The organism is Saccharopolyspora oryzae (assembly GCF_027853915.1).
In the GTDB taxonomy this organism is placed as follows: domain Bacteria; phylum Actinomycetota; class Actinomycetes; order Mycobacteriales; family Pseudonocardiaceae; genus Saccharopolyspora; species Saccharopolyspora oryzae.
This window is the reverse complement of the sequence record NZ_JAQGLA010000003.1, coordinates 208,887-227,519: the sequence shown is the minus strand read 5'-3', so window position 1 is coordinate 227,519 and position 18,633 is coordinate 208,887. Positions and strand designations below refer to the sequence as shown.

The following is an 18,633-nucleotide window of genomic DNA, read 5'->3' as shown; positions in this document are numbered from 1 at the left end:
GCAGAAGGGCGTCTCCCCGATTCGACGGGGAGACGCCCTTCGCGCATTCGGTGTGGCGGTCGGCGGTTCCGGCACCGACCGCCACGCGTCAGGAAGGATCAGAGGGTGGTGCGGAAGGGGCCGGTGACTTCGTAGGTGATACCGCCGCTGCTGGTGCCGGTGGTGCCGCGCTGGGAGGAGAAGTACAGGCGGTTTCCGGCGGGGTTGAACGCGACACCGGCGATCTCGGAGCCCGACTGGCCGTTGATGCGGAGGAACGGGGCGACGACGTCGTCGGGGGTGATGATGCAGACTTCCATGTTGCCGCCGTCTTCGGCGACGTACAGGTCGCCGACGGCGGCACCGGTGATGTTGTCCACGCCGGTCAGCGGCGGGTTCGAGGTCAGGTTGTCGTCGTAGGCGATGTGCAGCTGGTTGTTCACCGCGTCGTAGGCCCAGACGCGGTTGTCGCCCTTGGTGGTGAAGTAGCAGGTGCCGCTGCGGTAGAACGCGCCTTCACCGCCGTTGAAGAGCTTCGCGCCGGAGACCTGCTTGCGAGTGGCGGTGGGGTTGCCGTCGGGGTCGGGGACGTTCACCCAGGACAGGGCGCTGCCGTTCTCGACGAGCACCTGCAGGGTGCCGCCGGCCGACAGGTCGCCCCAGGTGGTGGGGATGAACCGGTAGAAGCAGCCGTCGGGCTGGTCCTCGGTCTGGTAGATGACCTTGCGGTCGGGGTCGCAGGCGGCGGCCTCGTGCTTGAACTGGCCCATCGCGTCGCGCCGGACGGCGGGGTTGATGCCCCGGGGGTCGGTTTCCCAGGTGTAGCCGAAGTCGGTTTCCTCGCAGGACAGCCAGGTGTTCCACGGAGTGGGGCCGCCGGCGCAGTTGCGGGTGGTGCCGGCGAGGATGCGGTAGGCGCCGGTGACGTTGCCGTCGGCGTCGAACTTGACGGCGCTGACACCACCGCCGCCGCTGCTCATCTCGGAGTTGGAGACGTAGATCCAGCCGGCTCCGTCGGCGAAGCACGCGCCGCCGTCGGGTGCGCTGTGCCAGGTGTAGCCCGTGTTGCCGACGGTCTTGGTGGATCGGGCGATCACGCGGCTGGTGAAGCCGGCGGGCAGCTGGATGCCGTTGGCGTCAGCGGCCTGCAGGGCTCCGTAGGGGCTGGTACCGGTCTGGGCGGGGTAGGCGATGGATTCCCGTGTGACGCTGAATCCCAAGGTGACCGCGGTGCCACCGACCACGGCAGCGCGGAGGAAATTCCGTCTTTCCACGATGTTGTCCCTCTCCAAGAGCGGAAACAGAGGACCTGCGGCCGAAAACGACCAAAACAGGCCTCAGGGAATGTAGAGGGCGGCCGGTTTCCGATCAGTGCCGAAGCCGTGAACTCTTCCCGGCCGACGGGTGGACTGGAATATCCCCGAAAGCAGGAGGTTTTTTGGCGAACCCCGCAGTATAAAGCGGTTCTTCCGCCAGAGAATAGTCCTCATTGGACAGGCAGCCCGAACCGGCGGGCACCCCAGAGGCACCAAGAGCTGGCCCAACAGCGCGAAGAGCGCCTCCCCGATCAACAGGAAGACGCCCTTCGCGCACCTAGCGACCAGTGTTGCGCTGAGTCCTTCAACGAAGACTGGCCAGGAAGCTCCGCCATGCGGTGTGGCTGACTTGGATGCACCCGTCGTCAGGGGCCTTCGAATCCCGCACCGCCACGGCGAAGCCGGTTAATCGAACCTCGACGCAGGCGTTGCTGGATCCCGAGCTTCGGGTGCTTTTGAACCATCCGGTGTCGTAGCTCATCGCGACATGCCTTTCAGCTTGGTCAGAAGGAGATCGGCCGACTCCTTCGGCGTCAGCGCAAGCTCCTGCGCCCGTTCGAAGGCGTGGAACATGGGGCCAGTATCTGCTTCTTGATCGTGGTAGGTCGCAGGCCCGTGTGACGCGGCGAACGCGATTCTTGGTGCCGCGTCGGCGAAGTCGAGAGTGATGAGCCCACCACCGAGCAGCGGATTGTTCGGCACATCGCGGCGGACGACCTGGATGACCGCGTTGGGGCGCTCACCCAGCTGGAGAAGGTGCAGCAGCTGGCCACGCAGCACCGACACGCTGCCGACCACTTGGTCAAGAGCGGTCTCGGTCAGCACGAAGGCCAGCTCTTTCGGCGGTTCCGAATCCAGGACTCGACGCTGCTGGTCGATGCGAAACGAAACGAGCTTCTCAACTTCGCCCTCTGGTGCCTGCCACCAGAACGCCGCGATCACAGCCTTCGCGTAGTCGGGTGACTGAGCCAGCCCTGGCACGATGCCGGTGTCGTAGAAGCCGATCTTCTTGGCGTCGGCTTGGAGGTCCGCGAGGCGCTCGAAGGAGCGCGGCAGCTGGTCCGTGTACGTCCGGCCGCGTTGGCGTTTTCGGGCTTGAGCGCCGAGCTCCAGAGCTGTCTGCCGCTCGTCCTCGGTGACTTCGTAGAAGTCCAGAAGAGTTCTCAGCTCGTCGACGCTGAAGGAGCCCTTCGCGGTTTCGACCTGGCTTATGCGGGCCGTGTCCCGGCCGATCGCGCGAGCTGCCTGCTGCTGGGTCCTGCCCGCTCGGTCGCGGAGTCGGCGGAGCATGAGGCCGAGCTGACGGCGTTCCACAGTTTGACGTCCGGTCGGCACACGACTCCCTTCGTCCGATCAATCATCCGGTTCGGGAAATGCCAAAGCTCATAATGAGCCTTATCCTCAAATCAAGCCTCATATGAGGCTTGAAATATCCGTCAGTTGAACTTTACCTAGTTCGGGTCTTGTACCCGGAGGGGAGTCGGCCGTGTACCGAGGGCAAGGAGTGGAGACCGCCACGCTGGTCGGGATATCGGAGACCGCCGTGGTCACGCACGAGTACGACCCGGCGGTGGACGAGGTGAACCTGATCTTCCAGGGCAACGACGAGCTGGTGCTCACCTGCACTCGCCGGGGCTTCGCTCTGCTCCGCGACGCGGTCGCTGACGCCGATCAGGCCCTCGTTGCCCACTCGACCTGAAGCATTCGAAGATCGATGCCGCGTCGGCGGTTCAGCCGTAGATCATCCAGCCGATGCCGCCGACGATGGCCATCACGGCGGCGACGGCGAGCATGATCGAGAACCCGCGGGCGGTCTTCCACGTCGAGTAGACACCGCCGATGAGGAAGCCGGCGAGCGCGAGCAGCACGATCGGGAGGTAATCGCCCATGCCCGGCAGCCTACCCAGCAGCTGGTCAGGGGTTTCGCGGGGTGACCAGGCCTGATTCGTAGGCGAGGACGACGAGTTGGGCTCGGTCCCGGGCGCGGAGCTTGGTCATGGCGCGGTTGACGTGGGTCTTCGCCGTCATCGGGGTGATCACCATGCGTTCGGCGATCTCGTCGTTGGACAGGCCGTGCGCGACCAGGGCGACCGCCTCGCGCTCGCGGTTGGTCAGCTCCTCCAGCCCCCGGCCGGTGGCGGGTTCGAGCGGCTGGGCGACGAAGCGGTCGATCAGCTTGCGGGTGATCGACGGTGCGAGCAGGGCATCACCTCGGGCAGCGACGCGCACGGCGTGCAGGAAGTCCTCCGGTTCGATGTCCTTGACCAGGAATCCGGCCGCGCCCGCGCGCAGGGCGTTGAAGACGTGCTCGTCCAGGCCGTAGTTGGTCAGGATGACGACGTGCACCTGGGCCAGCGCCGGGTCTTCGGCGATGCGGCGGGTCGCCTCGATGCCGTCGACGACCGGCATCCGGACGTCGACCAGCGCGATGTCCGGCAGGTGCTGCCGGGCCAGGGCCACGCCTTCACCGCCGTCGGCGGCCTCTGCCACCACCTCGATGTCGTCCTCGGCGTCGAGGAGCGCGCGGAACCCGCCTCGGATGAGCGGTTGGTCGTCGACCAGCAGGACTCGGATCACGGTTTTCGCTCCACGGGGAGTTCTGCCCGGACGGTGAAGCCGCCCTCGTCGCGCGGGGCCGCGCGCAGTTCGCCGCCGAGCGCGGTGACCCGCTCCCGCATCCCGAGCAGCCCGACGCCGGGTGTTGAGGTCTTCGGCGCGGCGGTGCCGTCGTCGTCGACACGGATGACCAGGGCGTCGGGGCGGTAGTCGATCCGAACCGATGCGGTGGTGGCGGAGGCGTGCCTGGCGATGTTGGTCAGGGATTCCTGGACGATCCGGTACGCGGTCCGGTCGACCGCGGACGGCAGCTCGCCCCGCCGGCCCTCGATCGTCAGCTCCGCGTCGAGGCCGGTCGTGCGGGCCTGGCTGACGAGGTCCGGGACGTGGTCGAGCCCGCGCGGCGGGTTCTTGTCGTCGTCGCGCAGCGCTTCCAGCGTCGCCCGCAGTTCCCGCGACGCCTCGCGGCCCGCCTGCCGGATCGCCAGCAGCGCCTCCGGAGGCTGCTCGCCCCGCTTCTGGGCCAGGTGGACGGCGGCTTCGGCCTGCACCTTGATGACGGAGATCTGGTGGGTGAGCGAATCGTGCAGCTCCCGCGCGATGTGCAGCCGCTCCTCGTCGGCGCGACGCCGCGCGGTCTCCTCGCGGGTGCGCTCGGCTTCGTCCGCCCGGCGCTCGGCCTGCCGCAGCGCTTCACCGGCCGCTCCGGCGGCGATCAGCCAGGCGATCTGGAGGACGTCCCGGGTCCGCGCGAACGCCTCACCGACGGCCAGATCGAGCGGGGACAGCAGGACCGCGAACGGCAGGGCCAACAGCATCAGCACCGAACCCGCGATCGCGACGAGGCGGTGTCCGGCCCGGACCACGGCGTACACCGCGAACAGGAACGCGACTGCTGGCACGTCGAAACCGGCGGCTTGGTAGCCCAGCGCGGACACGCCGGTCGCGACCAGAACGGTGACCGGGAACCGACGGCGCGCGACGAGCGCCAGCCCACCGGCGACCAACAACGGGTAGCCGAGCGGCGTCGCGGAGTGCTGCTCGGAAATCCCGGTCACCAGCAGGGCCGCGGCCACGCCGAAGGCGATCACCCAGTCCAGGACAGCGATCCGGCCTCCGCGCATGCGTGCACCCTAGCCGGATCGCCGTGCTGGCAACGCCTCTCAGCGGATGAGCTCCCACCTACCGCGGGCGCGGTAGTCCGGCAGGATCTGCAGCGTCCGCGGTAGCGCGAATTGCCCGCAGCTGCGCGACGACCGGCAGCGGGTCCTGCGGACATGATCGGACTTCCGAACCACGCCCCGGTCCGTCCGGGCCGACCACTCGCGGAGCACCTCATGTCCCTGCACCTGCTCGCCGACACCGCTCAGCAAGTCAGCGCCTACACCATGACTCCCGGACGCTTCTGGTCCGCGATCGCCGCGCTGGTCGGGCTGGGCGGTGCGGTCATCGGAGGGCTGGCCCTCGTCCGCCCCACCAAGCGCACCGGAACCGGAGCCGCAGCACTCGCGGCGGGGTTGTCGAGCATGGTCGTCGGCGGGTTCGTCGTGGCCTCCGCCGAAGGCGGCCCGGGCACCGGCTACGGCATAGTCGGCGGCTACCTCGACCTGGTGGTGGGTCTGGTCGCCGCAGTCCTCGGCTGGCTGGCGCTGGCCCGCTCCCGCCGCGCCGCCTGAGCAGCAGAGCACGTGAGCGGCGATGGTGGCTCTTACCACCATCGCCGCTCACGAGTCTGATCAGCCGGTGACGCCGGGTTTGCCGTTCTCGGCTCGGCCGGTGATGCGGCGGCGGTAGGTCTGGTCCTGGGGCGTGGTGATCTCCACGTCGTACCAGCCCTGGTCCGTCGGCCAGTCCAGCGGCTGCGCACCGCCCGCCGCGACTCGGACCTGCTCCTCGTGGACGGTGTAACCGACGGAGCGCAGGCGGAGGGTGATGTCCTGCTTCCCCCCGTTGCGCAGTTCCAGCGCCAGGCCGCGGTCGGTGTGGCGGGTCTGGACGTCGATGCCCGCCGCCTTCCCGCCGCGCGTTCCGCTCAGCTCGAACCAGAACCGGTTCGGCCCCTGCACCGCCAGGCGGTACTCGTCGCGGACCGGCACGGTCACCACCTGCTCGCCGAGGACGTCCACGTGGGCCGGTTCGGGCAGTTCCCCGGCGTACGGGTAGATCGCGAAGTGCGCGGACGCGGCGCCGACGTTCCCGAGCCGCAACGCCACGGACTCCCCGTCCACGGCTCCGGAGACCTGCGGCTGGTAGGGCAGCGCCCGAGCGGGCCGACGGCCCTGCTCCTGGACCGGAAGTGCCTGATCCGCAGGGGGTTTCGGGTGCCAGCGCTGGATCGGTGCGGGCACCGGGCCCGGTTTCGCGGGCTCGGGCGCCTTGGCGGCGTTGTCGAAGTCGAACGCCGACGTCAGGTCGCCGCACGCGGCCCGCCGCCAGGAGCTGATGTTCGGTTCCTGCACGCCGGTCCAGCGCTCCAGCAACCGCACCACCGAGGTGTGGTCGAAGACCTCGGAGTTGACGAAACCACCGACGGTCCAAGGGGAAACCACGGTCATCGGCACCCGCGGGCCGAGGCCGATCGGCTGCCCCTCGAAGTAGTCGTCGCCCTCCCCCGACTCGGGCTTCGGCGGCACCGGCGGCGGCACGTGGTCGAAGTAGCCGTCGTTCTCGTCGAAGTTGAGCAGCAGCGCGGTCTTCGGCCAGACCTTCGGGTCCGCGATCACGTCCAGGACCTGGTAGATCAGGTTCGCGCTGCCGACCGGCGTCGAACTGCTGGGGTGCTCGGAGTCCGTCGAGGACGGCACCAACCAGACGACCTGCGGCAACCGGCCCGCCGCGATGTCGGTGCGCAACCGCTGGACGAGGGTGCCCGGCTTGCTGCGGTACATCGCGCGGTCGAACAGGCTCCGCTCGGCGTCGGTCAGCGCCCTGCGCCCGGCTTCCAGCTGCGCGAGCAGCCGTTCCTGCTCGTCGGCGGGCTTGTCGAACAGAGCGGTGTAGAACTCCTCGGTGGTGCGGAACTTCCCGTCCACCGGGGCCAGCACCTTGTGCCCGATCTCCTTGAAGGTCTTGAAGTACTCCACCGAGTTGTCGGTGAAGTTGTCCCACTCCTGGTAGATCTGCCAGCTCACCCCGGCCTGCTCCAGGCGTTCCGGGTAGGTGGTCCACTCGTAGCCGGCGTGGTCGTAGTCGTAGGCCGCGTTGGTGACGGCGCGCTTCGTGCTGCCCGGCTCGTAACCGGTGGTGCCGGAGAACAGGTAGTTCCGGTTCGGGTTGGTGGAGCCGAAGACCGAGCAGTGGTAGGCGTCGCAGATGGTGAAGGTGTCCGCCAGCTCGTACTGCAGCGGGATGTCCTGCCGCTCGTAGTAGGTCATGGTGGCGGCGGTCTTGGCGGCGATCCAGTCGTTGTTCCAGCCGCGCGCCCAGGCCTTGCCGCTACCGCCCCAGCTGTGGTCGAGGGCGCCGAGGTACTGGATGTCCGAAACCGGCCGTCCCTCTCGCTCCGCCCCCTGCCGCAGCGAGAACGGCAGCACCTCGCCGCCGACGGTGGGCTGCTGGAACGCCGAACGACCGTCGGGCTGCTGGAGCGGCTGCCGATCGCCGAACCCGCGAACCCCCTGCAAGGTCCCGTAGTAGTGGTCGAAGGAGCGGTTCTCCTGCATGAGCACGATGACGTGCTCGAGCGCGTCCAAACCGCCCTTGCGCACCGGTTGGGCCATGGCCCGGTGCAGCGAAGGTGGCAACAGCGAAGCAACGGCAGCGCCACCGACCGCACCAGCGGCCCCGGCGAGCACCCGACGTCGAGAAACCTCAGTCACAGCGAGGAATGCTGCTAGACGAAAGCCAAGCACGGGAGACCCCGGAGTGACGCACCGATGAACCGCCCCAGTCCTCCGAACGGCGTAACGCCAGGCGCCCCCAGCACCACGTTGCGTGATCACCTCCGGCGAAATCGGCTCGTCGGAACTGCCGAGGACCCGCCGGATTGGTCCGTTCAGCTCTTCGTGCCCGAGAAGGGCTACATGTGGAGATTTTCGCTGGTAATTTGCCCCGGATGAGTCGAACGCGTAGGAATCTCACGATCAGTGCTTGCGCGGTCGGATTAGCCGGAGCACTCGCCTCGTGCGGTGGATCCACCGCAGACCAGAGCCCGACCACCGCGCCGACGACGTCGACGCAGCCGGCGACCACATCCGTACCGCCGCCTCCGACGATGCCCTCGCTGGTGGGGACTTCCACGTCTCAAGCGCAGCAGGCCCTGGCGGCGCTCCCCGGCGAGTTCACCTCCGAGGTGGTCGCCGCCTACGCCGACGACGTCACCGGGATCGCCGGAACGCTGGTGTGCGGCACGAACTTCCCAGCCGGCGCGTCGATCAGCCCGCCGGCGACGATCACGCTCTACGTCTCGCCGAACGCCGTGGCGTGCCCGACCGGGCTCGACTACCCCAGCCTCTCGGCGAACCTGAACCTCCGGCCGACGCTGCCCGATCGCGACGGCGACGGCGACCCCGACCACGTCGACCCCGCACCGGACGACTCGCAGCGCACGCTGGCCCAGCCCGACGGACCACCGAAGCCTCCGCCGCCACCACCACCGCCGGCACCGACGCCGGAGGAGAAGTCCGGTGGCGGGGACAGCAGTTCGACGTACTACCCGAACTGCACCGCAGCGAGGAAGGCCGGTGCAGCTCCCCTCTACGCCGGCGAACCGGGATACCGGAGCGGCCTGGACCGGGATCACGACGGCGTGGCCTGCGAATAGCCGGAAGCGCCGTCGGCCAGCCCGGTCGACGGCGCTTCCCGGTGATCAGGCCAGGCCGAAGCGGGCTCTCTCTTGGTCGGTGAGAGGTCGGACGCCTCGTTCATCGGCTTCGCGGAGCAGGGCTTCGGTGTCGGTGTCGAAGTTCCAGGTGAGCACCCGGCGGTCCCGACCGGCGCTCATCAGCAGGCCGTCGTCCCGCCAGGAGAGCACGGTGATGTTGTCCTCGTGGGCGTGGAAGGTCGCGATGACGTGGCCCGATTCCGGGTCCCACAGGCTGATCCGGCCTTCGTCGTCCGCGCTGGCCAGTGGTCGACCCGGCATCCAGGCCAGGTGGGCGACCTCCACCGCGTCCCCGATGACGAGCACCCGCTCGCCGGGCACGTCCCAGATCAGCAGGCCGTCGTCGCCCGCGCTGATCAGCCGGTCCTCGTCCAGCCACACCAGTGCCCGCACCACGGCCGTGTGCCTGCGCAGTTCCCGGATCTGCTCGGTTTCCGGGTCCCGGAGGCGGACGACGAAATCGTCACTACCCATCGCCAGCACACCGCTCGCACTCCAAGCCATCGTGCTGATGCGCGCGATCCGAGTCGTCAGATCGGTGAACTCACCGGTCGCCGGATCCCACAGGGCGACGCCGCGGTCCCGGCGCGCCACCGCGAGTCGATCGCCCGAGTCCCACGCCAGCGCGCTGATGTCGACTTCGCCCGCCGAGATCACGCAGCTCTCGCCCGTCTTCCCGTCCCACGTGCGGAGATCGCCGTCCTCGCCGAGCGACGCGACCAGACCGGTGCCGGACACCGCGACGGCACCGACCGGACCGTCGTGCTGCCGGATCACCTGGCTCCGCCGAAAGTCCTTGGACCACAATCGAATCCGGGCATCGTCGTCCGAAGTGGTCAGTTCGTCGTCCGGGGACCAGACCAGCCGCGTGGTCCCGACGGCGGGTTCGGGCCGGTGCGTTGCGGACTCGTCCGCATCCCAGATGAGCACCGGATTCCGCAGGGTGCCGGAACTGCTCGCGAGCTGCCCGGCACCGGACCAGGCGAGGGAATCGACGTCGCGCGGGTGCTCGTGCACGAGGCGGGACTCGCCGGCATCCGGTTCCAAGATCCGCACCGCGCCTTCGCCCCACCCGGTGGCGAGCACACCGCCGGTCGACCAAGCCAGCGCCTTCAGATCGTCGTCCCGCTGATCGACGATGCGGCTCCACCCGTTCCTCGGATCGCACAGTCGAACCGTCTGATCGCCGCCGCTGGCCAGCAGGCCGTCCGGGGACCACGCCACCACCTTCACGGCGTCGGCGTGCATGGCGAGCAAGGTCGACTCACCGGATTCGAGGTCCCACACCCGCACCGCACCGCTGTAGTCGCCGGTGGCCAGTTCTCCGGCCGCCGACCAAGCGACAGCTCCGACCTCCCGGAGCGGGTTGTCCTCCTTCTGCAGCGCTCTCGCGGTCCCCGCAATCGGGTCCCAGGTCGTGAGCCCACCGGAAGTCGTGCCGATCGCGAGCAGACCGGTGCTGGACCAGCCGAGGGCTTCCGGTCGCCCGGCGAACTCCAGCACTGCCCGGAACTCGCGCCGCTTCGCATCCCAGACGTGCACCTCGTTCTCGTCGTCCCAGGCGAGCAAGCCGTCCGGCGACCACGCGATGCCGGTGATCTCGCCGTTGCCGCGCTGCACGAGCAGGGGCGCGGCCCGGTGCCGATCCCAGACCAGCACTTCGTTGTGGCTCTTGTACTCCCACCTCGCGCTGGCCAGCAGGCCGTCCGCCGACCAGGCGAGCACCTCGGCGACGCCGGAATGCGCATCGCGCCCGAGCTGCTCAGACCCCTCGGCACCCGTCCGCCAGAGCTTGCCGTCGGCTCCGACGGTGAGCAGGTCGGTGCCGTGCGCGGAACCACCGGCGACTGCGACCCCCTGCCGGTGCCCCACGTGATGGCTCACGTCGGTGCGGATGAGCTCCGCGGAACCGGACCTCATGCAGACCAGCAGGTTCTCGCCCGGGGCGGGGAAGATCGCCCACACCTGCTCCGAGCAGTGCCGAATCGTGCGCAGTGCTTTGGTCCTGCTGTTCCAGACGTCGAGCCGGATGCTGCCGCGCGCCCCCACCCCGATGACCAACTGCTCGCGGCTCGTCCAGGTGGCGCCGACGAGGGAGTTCTCCCAGCCGCGCAGGACCTCGGTCTCACCGGTTTCGGGGTACCACACCCGAACCACCCGGTCGTCCGCGCTGGCCAGCAGACCGGTTTCCGACCACGAGAGGGAGTTCACCCCGCTGACGTGCTCGTGGACGACGGTCGTCTCGCCGGTTCCGGGGTTCCAGGTGCGGACGAGACCGTTGTTGTCGCCGAGGGCCAGCAACCCCGTCGGAGCCCACTCCGCGTGCCCGACGAGGTCCGAACTCCCCAGCGGAGTGGGCGGGCCGGTTTCGCCAGGCGCCCGCACGACCATCTGGCCGTCGCAGTCGTAGGCGAGCCACCCGTCCGAAGACCAGGAGAGCGGGTGCCGCACCTTGCCCCGCCGGTCCACGGCCTCGACCTCGTCGGCCACCAGGTCCCAGCGCTTCAAGCCCTCGGCATCACCGAAGATCAGCTCGTTGCCGCTGGTCCACTGGGCCACGATCTGGCGCCCCTTCCCCGGCAGGTGGCGGACCTGAACGGGCTGCTCCTGAGCGATGTCGTGCACCATCAGGACGCCGTCGTCGTCCACCGCCCACAAGCGACCTTCGTCGTCCCAGCGAACGGCCATGATGCGGTTCGCGTGGCGGCGCACGCTCCAGACCAGGGGGTCGCGCAGCCGGGCCCAGAACGCCGCCGCGGTGACCTCGCCCGGGCTGAGCTCGGCGATCTCCCGGGCGACGGCGAGCGCCAGCTGCGGGTTCGAGGCCTTCACCAGATCCGCTTGCTGCGCCGCGGTGATCGCCCGGTTCCGCCTGGCCTTCCGCCGCGCTTCCACCGATGCCGCGCAGAACTCGCGCAGCAGCGCGCTGCACTCGACCGACGTCGTGACCTCGACTGCTTCGTCGACCTGGCTCTCCGGGAGCAGCAGGTCCCCGCGGCGGCCGGACTGCTCCCACTCCTGGGCCCGCTGCTGGAAGGTGGTGCGCTTGCGGAGCAGCGGGCGCTGTTGGTCCAGGCAGTTGCGCAGGGGTTCCCACTGGCGCAGCAGCGCTTCGTGCGCGAGGTCCCGGTGGCCCTCGCTGTCGTCGACGAGCAGCCGTGCTTCCAAGAACTCCTCGACGACGTGCTTCTCCTCCTCGTCCAGATCGTCGAGGCGGACGCTGTTGCGCGTCGGTTCGTCGGTGTGCGAGGCGAAGGAGACGAACCTCAGCAGCGTTCGCATCACCTGCGCTTCGTCGTACTGGCGGGACAGCCGGGCGAGGACCTTGCCCGCGGTGGACGAGATCGCCTCGGCGACGCGACCCGATTCCACGTACTCCTGCAACGTGATCCGGCCGTCGCCGCCGTAGTCTGCGTAGAGGTTGTGCAGGAGGTAGGCCAGCAGCGGCAGGACGTCGGCGCCGGCTTCGGTCGCGTCGTCGACCATGGCCGCCACCGCTTCGGGCTCGACCTCGACCCCGGCCTTGCGGGCCGGGCCGGTGATGATCTGCCGGAGTTCCGCGCGGTTGAGGCGGGTCACGACGTAGGGGTTGCGCAGCAGTTCGCCGCTGGGCTCCGGCAGGAAGACGCCGATGAACTCCGCGCGCATCGTCGCCACCACGTGCAGGCGCCGGTGGTCGGCCAGCGCGGTGTGCAGCAGGGCCATGAACTCCTGGCGGGTCCGGGCGTCCACCTGCGTCACGAGCTCTTCGAACTGGTCGAGCAGCAGCACGGCCGGGCGGTTCAGCCGGACCGCCTCCCCGAGCAGCGCGTTCAGCACCTCGGGATGCGTCGATCGCGGCTCGTCGGTGCGCCGCAAGCGCTCCAGCGCGCGTTGCGCTTCCACCCGCAGGTCCCGGACGAGCGCGTCGCCCTCGGCCTTCGGGAGATCGCCCTGGAACGCGTGCACCAGCGCGCCGAACGGGTCGCGGCCCGGCGCGACCGGATCGCTCAGCCACCAGTTCCGCCGCCGCAACAACCCCGCCAAACCGGCGTTGACCAGCGACGACTTCCCCGAACCCGATGGTCCGGCGACCAGCAGGAAGCGGTCCTCCGGCTCGCCGCCGGGCACCTCCAGCCGCTCGTGCAGCTCGCGGACCGCGCGGTCGCGGCCGAAGAACACCTTCTCGTGATCCGGCCCGAAGGACTGCAACCCCGGGTACGGGTTGCCCTGCTTCGCGGCGTCCCAGTCGTGCTCGGTGTGCAGCTTCCGCTGCCGCCACGCGTAATACGCGGCGGGCACCAGCACGCCCGCGCCGATCAAGTACTCCGAGTGGTCGCGGATCAGGTCGAACGGCGGCCCCCAGCCGTCGGCGCTGTTGGTCGCCAGGTTGGTCAGGAACCCGAGCCCCGCCCCGTAGAGCAGCACCGCGAAATCGCGCAGCGGACGTTCCTGACGCGCCACCGGACTCCCCCTCTGACGACAGTGCGGAAAGTGCCGATCAACGCACTCTCCGCACTGTCATATCAGAGGCGGAGGGACGATAGGGGAAATCGCGGAGCACCGGCCGAACGGAATCTGCGCACCTCCCGGCCGAAAGGTGCCTCCGGCTCGAAAAGTCCGGCCTGCGCGGGAAGTCAGACCCCGGTGGCGCCGTCGATCCGTTCGCGGACCAGGTCCGCGTGGCCGCAGTGGCGGGCGTACTCGGCGATCATGTGGGTGTAGATCCAGCGCAGGGTCACCTGGGCTCCCATGAAGGGGCTCTTGTCGTCCAGGGCGCGGGTCGCGCAGTTCTCGCGGGCACGTGCCACCTCGGTCTGCCACGTGGACAGGGCCTGGTCGAGCGTTGCGTCCTCGGCGAGGTCGAAGCCGCCGTCGATGCCGTCGGGGTCCGCGTTCGGGTCGAAGATCGGCGGGGCGTCCTCCTGCACCAGCACCCGGCGGAACCAGTTCCGCTCGACCTCCGCCATGTGCTGGACGAGACCGAGCAGCGTGATCTGCGAGGGCTCCGCAGACGCCCGGCGGAGCTGGTCGTCGGCCAAGCCGCCGCACTTCTGCACGAGCGTGGTGCGGTAGAAGTCGAGCCAGCTCTCCAACGTGGTCCGCTCGTCGGCGTCCAGCGGGGGCATGGTCCGGTCAGCAACGTTCATGGATGCATCGTGGCATGCCGGTCGGACAAATCCCGCCGCTGCAGCAGGAGGCAGCAGCGGCGGGATGGGCATCGCCTTACAGGGCGCCCTTCGTGGAGGGGATCACGCCGGCGAATCGGGGGTCCGGTTCGACCGCCGCGCGGAGGGCCCGGGCGATCGCCTTGTACTGGGCTTCCGCGATGTGGTGCGGGTCGCGGCCGTGGATCACCCGGACGTGCAGGTTGATCTGGGCGTGGAAGGCCAGGGACTCGAACACGTGGCGGTTGAGGACGAACGGGTAGTTGCCGCCGATCGTGAAGCTGTTGTACTGCTCCGGTTCCCCGGTCAGCACGCAGTACGAGCGGCCCGAGACGTCCACCGCCGCGTGCGCGAGGGTTTCGTCCATCGGGATCCAGGCGTCGCCGAAGCGGCGGATGCCCTTCTTGTCGCCCAGCGCCTGGCGCAGCGCCTGGCCGAGGACGATCGCGGTGTCCTCCACCGTGTGGTGGGCGTCGATGTGGACGTCACCGGTCGACTTCACCTTCAGGTCGAAGGCGCCGTGCGTGCCGAGGGCGGTGAGCATGTGGTCGTAGAACGGGACCGTGGTGTCGATGTCGACCTGCCCGGTGCCGTCGAGGTCCAGCTCGACCAGCACCGAGGACTCGCTGGTGGTGCGCTCGACCCGGCCGATGCGGGTTCCCGGCTGGAATGTCACTGCTCGATCTCCTCGCTCACTGCCTTGCCGGCCGCCAGGAAGGCGTCGTTCTCCTCCGGCGTGCCGATGGTGACCCGCAGGTGTCCGGGGATGCCGACGTCGCGGATCAGCACGTCTGCGTCCAAGTAGCGCTGCCACGCGCGGTGGGCGTCCGCGAACCGTCCGAAGAGGACGAAGTTGGCGTCGCTGGGCACCGGCGAGAAGCCCATCGCGGCCAGCTCGCGCACCACCCGCTCCCGCTCGTCGATGAGCGCCCGCACCGAGCCGAGCGTCGCGTCGGCGTGGCGCAGCGCGGCGCGCGCGGCGGCCTGCGTGACCGCCGAGAGGTGGTACGGCAGCCGGACCAGCAGCAGCGCGTCGATCATCGCCGGGGCCGCGGCCAGGTAGCCGAGCCGACCGCCGGCGAACGCGAACGCCTTGCTCATCGTGCGGCTGACGATGACCTTCGTCGGGTACTGCTCGATCAGCTCGACCGCGCTGGGGCGGGCGGAGAACTCGGCGTAGGCCTCGTCGACCACCACCACGCCCGGTGCGGCGTCGAGGATCGCGCGCAGGTCGTCCTGCGAGATCGACTGCCCGGTGGGGTTGTTCGGGCTGGTCACGAAGACCACGCTGGGCTGCTTCTCGGCGACGATCCGGGCGGCTTCCGCGCCGTCCAGGCTGAAGTCCGGGCGGCGCGGCGCCGGGACCCAGTCGGTGCGGGTGCCCGCGGACAGGATCGGGTGCATCGAGTACGACGGTTCGAAGCCGAGCGCGGTGCGCCCGGGACCGCCGAACGCCTGCAGGATCTGCTGCAGGACCTCGTTGGAACCGTTGGCGGCCCAGAGGTTCTCGGCCACCAGCGGCACCCCGGTCGCACCGGACAGGTAGGCGGCCAGGTCGGCGCGCAGCGCCTTGGCGTCGCGGTCGGGGTAGCGGTGCAGCTCGGTGGCGGCTTCGCGCACCGCCGCGGTCACGTCGTCGACGAGTTCCGGCGGCGGCGGGTAGGGGTTCTCGTTGGTGTTGAGCCGGACCGAGACGTCCAGCTGCGGTGCGCCGTAGGGGCTCCGACCGCGCAGGTCCTCCCGCAGCGGCAGGTCGGCCAGCGTCGTTTCGGCGCCGAGCACGTCACTCATGTGTTCAACCTTCGGGTCAGCGGGGAAAGCGGGCGGTGATCGCCTGACCATGTGCCGGCAGGTCCTCGGCGTCGGCGAGCGCCACGACCTTGTCGGCCACGTCGCGCAGCGCCTGCTCGCTGTAGGAGATCACGTGGATGCCGCGCAGGAAGCTCTGCACGCTCAGCCCGGAGGAGTGCCGCGCGCACCCACCGGTGGGCAGCACGTGGTTGGAACCGGCGCAGTAGTCGCCCAGCGACACCGGCGCGTACGGGCCGACGAAGATCGCGCCCGCGTTGCGCACCTGCGCGGCGACCGATTCCGCTTCCGCCGTCTGGATTTCCAGGTGCTCGGCGGCGTAGGCGTCCACCACCCGGATGCCGTCCTCCACAGTGGACACCAGGATGCAGCCGGACTGCTCACCGGTCAGCGAGGTGCGGATCCGCTCGACGTGCTTGGTCTGCGCCACCTGGCGCTCCAGCTCGGCGTCGACCGCGTCGGCCAGCTCCGGCGAGGAGGTCACCAGCACGCTGGCCGCCAGCGGGTCGTGCTCGGCCTGGCTGATCAGGTCCGCGGCCACGTGCACCGGGTCGGCGGTGCCGTCGGCCAGCACCGCGATCTCGGTCGGCCCGGCCTCCGAGTCGATGCCGATCAGGCTGCGCAGGTGCCGCTTGGCGGCGGTCACGTAGACGTTGCCCGGCCCGGTCACCATGTCCACCGGCGCCAGCTCCGAGCCGTCGGTGTCCTCGCCGCCGTAGGCGAGCAGCGCCACCGCCTGCGCACCGCCGACCGCCCAGACCTCCTCGACGCCGAGCAGCTGCGCGGCGGCCAGGATCGTCGGGTGCGGCAGGCCGCCGAACTCCGCCTGCGGCGGGCTGCACACCACCAGCGACTCGACCCCGGCGGTCTGCGCCGGGACCACGTTCATGACCACGCTGGACGGGTACACCGCCAGGCCGCCCGGCGCGTACAGGCCGACGCGGGCGACCGGCACCCAGCGCTCGGTCACGGTGCCACCGGGCACGACCTGCGTGGTGGTGTCGGTGCGGCGCTGGTCGCCGTGCACCTTGCGGGCGCGGGAGATCGACTCCTCCAACGCGGCGCGCACGGCCGGGTCCAGCTCGTCGAGCGCGCGGCGCAACTCGGCCGCCCCGACCCTCACCCGTTCCGGTCGAACTCCGTCGAACTTCTCGGTGAACTCCTGCACCGCGGGCACGCCCCGGTCGCGGATCGCCTCGATCACCGGCCGGACCCGATGCAGCACGTGCTCCACGTCCATCTCGGCGCGCGGCAGCGTGGCGCGCAGCTCGACGGTGGACGGAACGCGACCGCGCAGGTCGGTACGGGTGAGCATGAGCGTCCTTCCAAAGGCCTCGAGGTTGCACCAACCAGGGTAATCGCCACCACCGAGAGCTGTGCCCGAACCCGCTCGGGGTCACACAACGCGTCCACCATTCGGGAAAACGTTAACGGGCGACCATAGTTCGCCAGTGGCTTGCCAACATCGGTTGCCTCCTACAACCTCTCCACATCACCACCAGTGATCGATCGGAGACCCGATGTTCAGCTCACGGCGCAAGGCAGCGGCCGTGGCGGCCGCCGCGAGCCTGGTCCTGCTGGCCCCGATCCAGGCCAGCGTGTCCGCGGAGCCGACTGCCGCCGCGCAGGAACAGGAACCAGCGGTCTACACCGTTCCGAACACCGACAGCACCAGCCGCACCGAGATCAACCGGACCGGCGCGCAGGTCATCGGGGTCCGCGACGGCGTGGCCACCGTGGAAGCCACCCCCGACCAGGCCGCCCGGCTCCGGGCCTCCGGGTTCGCGCTCGACGGCGGAACCGGGATCAGCGAGGCGCTGCAGCGGGTCAACCGCGGCAAGGCCGCCCCCGGCGAGTTCCCGCCCGGCTACGAGGGCTACCACACCTACGACGAGACGAACGCCGCGCTCGACAAGATCGTCGCCGACCACCCGGACATCGCGGCGAAGTCCAGCGTCGGCAAGTCCTTCGAGGGTCGCGACATCCCGATGCTGAAGATCAGCGACAACGTCGGGAAGGACGAGGACGAGCCCGAGGTGCTGTTCGACTGCAACCAGCACGCCCGGGAGCACCTGACCACCGAGATGTGCCTGCGCATCGCCACCCGGTTCACCGACGGCTACGCCTCGGACCCGGCGATCAAGGACGTGGTCGACAACCGGGAGATCTGGGTGATCCCGATCGTCAACCCGGACGGCTCGTCCTACGACATCGAGTCCGGCAACTTCGCGGGCTGGCGGAAGAACCGGCAGGACACCGGCACCGACCTAAACCGCAACTGGGGTTACAAGTGGGGCTGCTGCGGCGGTTCCAGCGAGGACCCGAACGCCGAGGACTACCGCGGCTCGGCCGCGTGGTCGGCGCCGGAGACCACCGCGCTGCGCGACTTCATCGACTCCCGCGTGGTCGGCGGCAAGCAGCAGATCAAGGCGTCCATCGACTTCCACACCTACTCCGAGCTGGTGCTGTGGCCGTTCGGGCACACCCAGGACCAGGTCACCGAGGGCATGACCCAGGAGGAGTACGACCGGTTCGCCAAGGTCGGCGGCGAGATGGCCAAGACCAACGGCTACACCCCGGAGCAGTCCAGCGCGCTCTACGTCACCGACGGCGACATCCTCGACTGGATGTGGGCCCAGCACAAGATCCTGGCCTACACCTTCGAGATGTACCCGTCCGACAGCGGCGGCATGGACGGCTTCTACCCGCCCGCCGACGTGATCGAGAAGGAAACCGCCCGCAACGACGCGGCGGTGGACATCCTGCTCAAGGAAGCGGGCGCCTGACCAAACAGGGAGAGGGGATCGAGGCCCGGGGCGCTGTGGCGGCACCCCGGGCCTTCCCTTGCGCCCGGCCAGGGACCGTGCGTCTTTTGGGCTGCCATGGCGACCCGAAGGACTCACGGGTCCTGACCAGGGGCCGTGAGCACTTTCTGGGGCCCTGGCACCGGAAAGTGCTCACGGGTGCCTACCAGGCCGAACGACGGGGCGTGGGAGCGAGCCCC

16 protein-coding genes are annotated in these 18,633 nt (G+C 69.6%); 4 read left to right on the top strand and 12 right to left on the bottom strand.

Annotated features, from left to right (window positions below; translation table 11 throughout):
- Positions 1-98 precede the first annotated feature (98 nt).
- The 3 genes from OU415_RS03625 to OU415_RS03615 all read right to left on the bottom strand — a co-directional run bounded on the left by OU415_RS03625 (position 99) and on the right by OU415_RS03615 (position 2,630).
- A complete protein-coding gene (locus tag OU415_RS03625) occupies positions 99-1,253 on the bottom strand; it encodes an alkaline phosphatase PhoX (protein WP_270947072.1) in 1,155 nt (384 codons plus the stop codon).
- A gap of 346 nt (positions 1,254-1,599) precedes the next feature.
- Positions 1,600-1,776 carry a DUF397 domain-containing protein gene (locus OU415_RS03620; RefSeq protein WP_270947071.1) on the bottom strand — a complete coding sequence of 59 codons (177 nt, stop codon included), beginning with the start codon at positions 1,774-1,776 and terminating at the stop codon, positions 1,600-1,602.
- Positions 1,773-2,630 carry a helix-turn-helix domain-containing protein gene (locus OU415_RS03615; protein WP_270947070.1) on the bottom strand — a complete coding sequence of 286 codons (858 nt, stop codon included), beginning with the start codon at positions 2,628-2,630 and terminating at the stop codon, positions 1,773-1,775. The genes OU415_RS03620 and OU415_RS03615 overlap by 4 nt, the downstream gene beginning before the upstream one ends.
- Positions 2,631-2,781: 151 nt before the next feature.
- Between OU415_RS03615 and OU415_RS03610 the strand changes: the two genes are divergently transcribed.
- On the top strand, positions 2,782-2,994 hold the full coding sequence (locus OU415_RS03610; protein WP_270947069.1) for a hypothetical protein: 213 nt from the start codon (positions 2,782-2,784) through the stop codon (positions 2,992-2,994).
- A 31-nt stretch (positions 2,995-3,025) separates the two neighbouring features.
- Here the strand turns inward: OU415_RS03610 and OU415_RS03605 are convergent, their stop codons facing one another.
- From OU415_RS03605 to OU415_RS03595, 3 genes are read right to left on the bottom strand one after another with little or no spacing between them, the layout of a single operon-like run.
- A complete protein-coding gene (locus OU415_RS03605) occupies positions 3,026-3,184 on the bottom strand; it encodes a hypothetical protein (protein ID WP_270947068.1) in 159 nt (52 codons plus the stop codon).
- Between the two features lie 25 nt (positions 3,185-3,209).
- Entirely contained in the window at positions 3,210-3,872 is a 663-nt protein-coding gene (locus OU415_RS03600) for a response regulator (RefSeq protein WP_270947067.1), read from the bottom strand.
- The gene (locus OU415_RS03595; protein WP_270947066.1) at positions 3,869-4,975 is read right to left on the bottom strand and encodes a sensor histidine kinase; all 1,107 of its coding nucleotides are present in this window, start codon (positions 4,973-4,975) and stop codon (positions 3,869-3,871) included. The genes OU415_RS03600 and OU415_RS03595 overlap by 4 nt, the downstream gene beginning before the upstream one ends.
- Before the next feature lie 213 nt (positions 4,976-5,188).
- Here OU415_RS03595 and OU415_RS03590 point away from each other — a divergent pair, with 213 nt between their 5' ends.
- Positions 5,189-5,527 carry a DUF6223 family protein gene (locus OU415_RS03590; RefSeq protein ID WP_270947065.1) on the top strand — a complete coding sequence of 113 codons (339 nt, stop codon included), beginning with the start codon at positions 5,189-5,191 and terminating at the stop codon, positions 5,525-5,527.
- 60 nt (positions 5,528-5,587) lie between these two features.
- Here OU415_RS03590 and OU415_RS03585 read toward each other — a convergent pair whose 3' ends face one another.
- Positions 5,588-7,669 carry a phosphocholine-specific phospholipase C gene (locus OU415_RS03585; protein ID WP_270947064.1) on the bottom strand — a complete coding sequence of 694 codons (2,082 nt, stop codon included), beginning with the start codon at positions 7,667-7,669 and terminating at the stop codon, positions 5,588-5,590.
- Between the two features lie 236 nt (positions 7,670-7,905).
- Here OU415_RS03585 and OU415_RS03580 point away from each other — a divergent pair, with 236 nt between their 5' ends.
- Positions 7,906-8,613 (top strand): excalibur calcium-binding domain-containing protein, encoded by a 708-nt coding sequence (locus OU415_RS03580; protein ID WP_333776950.1) that lies wholly within the window; start codon positions 7,906-7,908, stop codon positions 8,611-8,613.
- A gap of 45 nt (positions 8,614-8,658) precedes the next feature.
- Here the strand turns inward: OU415_RS03580 and OU415_RS03575 are convergent, their stop codons facing one another.
- The 5 genes from OU415_RS03575 to hisD all read right to left on the bottom strand — a co-directional run bounded on the left by OU415_RS03575 (position 8,659) and on the right by hisD (position 16,944).
- Positions 8,659-13,116 carry an nSTAND1 domain-containing NTPase gene (locus OU415_RS03575; protein WP_270947062.1) on the bottom strand — a complete coding sequence of 1,486 codons (4,458 nt, stop codon included), beginning with the start codon at positions 13,114-13,116 and terminating at the stop codon, positions 8,659-8,661.
- A 173-nt stretch (positions 13,117-13,289) separates the two neighbouring features.
- Complete coding sequence (locus OU415_RS03570; RefSeq protein WP_270947061.1) at positions 13,290-13,802, bottom strand: DinB family protein; 513 nt, start codon at positions 13,800-13,802, stop codon at positions 13,290-13,292.
- Between the two features lie 76 nt (positions 13,803-13,878).
- Entirely contained in the window at positions 13,879-14,496 is a 618-nt protein-coding gene (gene hisB / locus OU415_RS03565; RefSeq protein WP_270947060.1) for an imidazoleglycerol-phosphate dehydratase HisB, read from the bottom strand.
- Positions 14,493-15,611 (bottom strand): histidinol-phosphate transaminase, encoded by a 1,119-nt coding sequence (locus OU415_RS03560; RefSeq protein ID WP_270947059.1) that lies wholly within the window; start codon positions 15,609-15,611, stop codon positions 14,493-14,495. Before OU415_RS03560 ends, hisB begins: the two co-directional genes overlap by 4 nt.
- A gap of 16 nt (positions 15,612-15,627) precedes the next feature.
- Positions 15,628-16,944, bottom strand: coding sequence for a histidinol dehydrogenase (gene hisD, locus OU415_RS03555; RefSeq protein WP_270947058.1), 1,317 nt, complete (start codon positions 16,942-16,944; stop codon positions 15,628-15,630).
- A gap of 205 nt (positions 16,945-17,149) precedes the next feature.
- Here hisD and OU415_RS03550 point away from each other — a divergent pair, with 205 nt between their 5' ends.
- Complete coding sequence (locus tag OU415_RS03550; RefSeq protein WP_270947057.1) at positions 17,150-18,415, top strand: M14 family metallopeptidase; 1,266 nt, start codon at positions 17,150-17,152, stop codon at positions 18,413-18,415.
- Positions 18,416-18,633 lie beyond the last annotated feature (218 nt).